Source organism: Veronia nyctiphanis, assembly GCF_004116385.1.
Taxonomy (GTDB): domain Bacteria; phylum Pseudomonadota; class Gammaproteobacteria; order Enterobacterales; family Vibrionaceae; genus Veronia; species Veronia nyctiphanis.
Genome location: NZ_PEIB01000102.1, coordinates 1 through 727, shown reverse-complemented (window position 1 = coordinate 727; position 727 = coordinate 1). Strand labels below are relative to the sequence as shown.

General features: G+C 50.6%; 1 pseudogene. It reads left to right on the top strand.

Annotation, left to right across the window (positions count from 1 at the left end):
- Nucleotides 1-727 (top strand): annotated as a pseudogene (locus CS022_RS24610) (transposase); the annotation flags it as partial.

Below are 727 nucleotides of genomic sequence, written 5' to 3'. Positions count from 1 at the left end.
AAAAGTCACGGTTCACCGAAACTCAGATCGTTGCGATCCTCAGAGAGGCCGATGCAGGCATGAAAGTCGATGATATCTGCCGCCAGCATGGTATCAGTAGTGCAACGTACTATAACTGGAAAGCCAAGTACGGTGGCCTAGAAGCCTCCGAGCTCAAACGAATTAAAGAGCTTGAAGCTGAAAACTCCAAGCTCAAGAAAATGTACGCAGATGTCAGCCTGGAAAATCATGCGATGAAGGAGCTATTTGCAAAAAAGGGCTGGTAGTCAACGACAAGCGGGATTGTATACACATCCTGATTAACGTTGGCCTGAGCGTTGTAAAAGCCTGTGGGCTCATTCAGTTAGGGCGTGCCAGTTTTTACCGCAAACCCAGAGACTGGCGGGTAGCGGATGCCGATGTCATTGATGCTATCAATGCGGTGTTGAGCCAGTCCCCGCAGGCAGGCTTCTGGAAGTGTTATGGACGCATGCGCTACAAAAGGGCTCAGCTTCAATCACAAGCGAGTCTACCGAGTTTACTGCCGAATGGGCTTGAACCTAAAGCGGCGCCAAAAACGTGTTTTACCTAAGCGAGCAGCGAAACCGTTGGAGGTGGTGATGGAGCCGAATCACCAGTGGGCACTGGACTTCATGCATGACACGCTGTATTGCGGGAAGCGATTTCGCACCCTGAATGTTGAAGATGAAGCCACACGGGAATGCCTGGCTATCGAAGTGGATACATC